Genomic DNA, 3,216 nt, shown 5'->3' with positions numbered 1-3,216 from the left:
CTAATTTGAAGCAAACTCTTTATGAGTTTCACCGGCTATGAGAGTAGCCGGCGTCTTAGAAGACCAACGACATCGACGGTTAAGCTAATAAGGGCGTACGGTGGATGCCTTGGCACTGGGAGCCGAAGAAGGACGGGACGAACACCGATATGCTTCGGGGAGCTGTAAGTAAGCTTTGATCCGGAGATTTCCGAATGGGGGAACCCAGCACGCGTAATGGCGTGTTATTTATACCTGAATCCATAGGGTATAAAAGGCAGACCCGGGGAACTGAAACATCTTAGTACCCGGAGGAAGAGAAAGCAAATGCGATTTCCTGAGTAGCGGCGAGCGAAACGGAACATAGCCCAAACCAGAAGGCTTGCCTTCTGGGGTTGTAGGACACTCCTTTGGAGTTACAAAGGAACGGAGTAGATGAAGCGATCTGGAAAGATCCGCGGGACAAGGTAACAGCCCTGTAGTCGAAACTTCGTTCTCTCCGGAGTGGATCCTGAGTACGGCGGGACACGTGAAACCCCGTCGGAATCCGGGAGGACCATCTCCCAAGGCTAAATACTACCCAGTGACCGATAGTGAACCAGTACCGTGAGGGAAAGGTGAAAAGCACCCCGGGAGGGGAGTGAAAGAGATCCTGAAACCGTGCGCTTACAAGTAGTTGGAGCCCGTTAATGGGTGACAGCGTGCCTTTTGTAGAATGAACCGGCGAGTTACGGTCCCGTGCAAGGTTAAGCCGAAAAGGCGGAGCCGCAGCGAAAGCGAGTCTGAACAGGGCGAATAAGTACGTGGCCGTAGACCCGAAACCAGGTGATCTACCCATGTCCAGGGTGAAGTCCAGGTAACACTGGATGGAGGCCCGAACCCACGCAAGTTGAAAATTGCGGGGATGAGGTGTGGGTAGGGGTGAAATGCCAATCGAACTTGGAGATAGCTGGTTCTCCCCGAAATAGCTTTAGGGCTAGCCTCGAGGTGAGAGTGTTGGAGGTAGAGCACTGATTGGACTAGGGGTCCCTACAGGATTACCGAATTCAGTCAAACTCCGAATGCCAATCACTTATCCTCGGGAGTCAGACTGCGAGTGCTAAGATCCGTAGTCGAGAGGGAAACAGCCCAGACCATCAGCTAAGGTCCCAAAGTATACGTTAAGTGGAAAAGGATGTGGAGTTGCTTAGACAACCAGGATGTTGGCTTAGAAGCAGCCACCATTGAAAGAGTGCGTAATAGCTCACTGGTCGAGTGACTCTGCGCCGAAAATGTACCGGGGCTAAACGTATCACCGAAGCTATGGATTGTCCTTCGGACAATGGTAGGGGAGCGTTCCAAGTGCAGCGAAGTCAGACCGTAAGGACTGGTGGAGCGCTTGGAAGTGAGAATGCCGGTATGAGTAGCGAAAAGAGGGGTGAGAATCCCCTCCGTCGAAAGCCTAAGGTTTCCTGAGGAAGGCTCGTCCGCTCAGGGTAAGTCGGGACCTAAGCCGAGGCCGAAAGGCGTAGGCGATGGCAAACAGGTTGAAATTCCTGTACCACCTCCTCACCGTTTGAACGACGGGGGGACGCAGGAAGGTAGGGTAAGCGCGCTGTTGGAAATGCGCGTCCAAGCAGTGAGGCTGGCAAGCAGGTAAATCCGCTTGCCGCAAGGCTGAGCTGTGATGGCGAGGGAAATTTAGTACCGAAGTTCCTGATCCTACACTGCCAAGAAAAGCCTCTAGTGAGGTGAGAGGTGCCCGTACCGCAAACCGACACAGGTAGGCGGGAAGAGAATTCTAAGACGCGCGGGAGAACTCTCGTTAAGGAACTCGGCAAAATGACCCCGTAACTTCGGGAGAAGGGGTGCTGATCCGGGTGTATGCCTGGAGCAGCCGCAGTGAAAAGGCCCAAGCGACTGTTTATCAAAAACACAGGTCTCTGCCAAGCCGTAAGGCGATGTATAGGGGCTGACACCTGCCCGGTGCTGGAAGGTTAAGAGGAGGGGTTATCCCTTACGGGAGAAGCTCTGAATTGAAGCCCCAGTAAACGGCGGCCGTAACTATAACGGTCCTAAGGTAGCGAAATTCCTTGTCGGGTAAGTTCCGACCCGCACGAAAGGTGCAACGACTTGGGCACTGTCTCAACGAGAGACCCGGTGAAATTATATTACCTGTGAAGATGCAGGTTACCCGCGACAGGACGGAAAGACCCCATGGAGCTTTACTGTAGCTTGATATTGGATTTTGGTACAGCTTGTACAGGATAGGTAGGAGCCTTGGAAACCGGAGCGCCAGCTTCGGTGGAGGCGTCGGTGGGATACTACCCTGGCTGTACTGACATTCTAACCCAGGACCGTGATCCGGTTCGGGGACAGTGTCAGGTGGGCAGTTTGACTGGGGCGGTCGCCTCCTAAAAGGTAACGGAGGCGCCCAAAGGTTCCCTCAGAATGGTTGGAAATCATTCGCAGAGTGCAAAGGCATAAGGGAGCTTGACTGCGAGACATACAGGTCGAGCAGGGACGAAAGTCGGGCTTAGTGATCCGGCGGCACCGCATGGAAGGGCCGTCGCTCAACGGATAAAAGCTACCCTGGGGATAACAGGCTTATCTCCCCCAAGAGTCCACATCGACGGGGAGGTTTGGCACCTCGATGTCGGCTCATCGCATCCTGGGGCTGAAGTAGGTCCCAAGGGTTGGGCTGTTCGCCCATTAAAGCGGTACGCGAGCTGGGTTCAGAACGTCGTGAGACAGTTCGGTCCCTATCCGTCGTGGGCGCAGGAAATTTGAGAGGAGCTGTCCTTAGTACGAGAGGACCGGGATGGACACACCGCTGGTGTACCAGTTGTTCCGCCAGGAGCATCGCTGGGTAGCTACGTGTGGACGGGATAAGTGCTGAAAGCATCTAAGCATGAAGCCCCCCTCAAGATGAGATTTCCCATTACTTTATGTAAGTAAGATCCCTCAGAGACGATGAGGTAGATAGGTCTCGTGTGGAAGCGTGGCGACACGTGAAGCTGAGAGATACTAATCGATCGAGGGCTTATCCAAAAAAGATGTTCGTTAGTCTTCTGAAACTCGTAAGAGTTCGTCGAAGCTGTTATCTGGTTTTGAGAGAGCATGGCTCACTCAAACATTTGTCCAGTGACGATAGCGGAGAGGTCACACCCGTTCCCATGCCGAACACGGAAGTTAAGCTCTCCAGCGCCGATGGTAGTTGGGGGCTCTCCCCCTGTGAGAGTAGGACGCCGCTGGGCA

The 3,216-nt window shown here is 53.7% G+C and carries 2 rRNA genes; both read left to right on the top strand.

The annotated features are described in order from the left end of the window. The first annotated feature begins 77 nt into the window (after positions 1 to 77). Positions 78 to 3,009 (top strand): 23S ribosomal RNA (locus tag FGB90_RS19365). 89 nt (positions 3,010 to 3,098) lie between these two features. Further along, positions 3,099 to 3,215, top strand: a 5S ribosomal RNA gene (gene rrf / locus FGB90_RS19360). Position 3,216: the final 1 nt, after the last annotated feature.

The sequence above is a fragment of the Alteribacter natronophilus genome (assembly GCF_006007885.1).
GTDB lineage: Bacteria > Bacillota > Bacilli > Bacillales > Salisediminibacteriaceae > Alteribacter > Alteribacter natronophilus.
Note: the sequence above shows the minus strand (reverse complement) of the source record. Positions and strands in the feature narration are given on the sequence as shown.